Below are 333 nucleotides of genomic sequence, written 5' to 3' on the forward strand. Positions count from 1 at the left end.
CTCACCCGATTGGTTGCCCGGGACCATCATCAGGTTCTCGCGGCAGGTCATCGAGGAGAACTCGTGCGCGATCTGGAAGGTGCGCAGTAATCCTTTGTGGAACAGCTCATGCGGTGGCAGGCCGGTGATGTCCTCACCATCCATCAGGACGCGGCCTGACGTGGGTGGAAGAACACCCGCCACCACGTTGAAAAGAGTGGTTTTTCCCGCACCGTTTGGTCCGATCAAACCAGTAATGGAGCCCTTGGCGATTTCCAGCGAAGCGCCGTCCACCGCGTGGAACCCGCCGAAGTGCTTATGCAAATCCTCGACGACGATCATGTCATGTAATCC

At 58.0% G+C, this 333-nt stretch carries 1 protein-coding gene; it reads right to left on the reverse strand.

Annotation, left to right across the window (positions count from 1 at the left end):
- Nucleotides 1-321: ATP-binding cassette domain-containing protein (locus O4G76_RS20195; protein ID WP_269398931.1), on the reverse strand; the 321-nt coding region annotated here is incomplete at its 3' end.
- Nucleotides 322-333 lie beyond the last annotated feature (12 nt).

This window comes from Limimaricola sp. G21655-S1, from assembly GCF_027213785.1.
Taxonomy (GTDB): domain Bacteria; phylum Pseudomonadota; class Alphaproteobacteria; order Rhodobacterales; family Rhodobacteraceae; genus Limimaricola.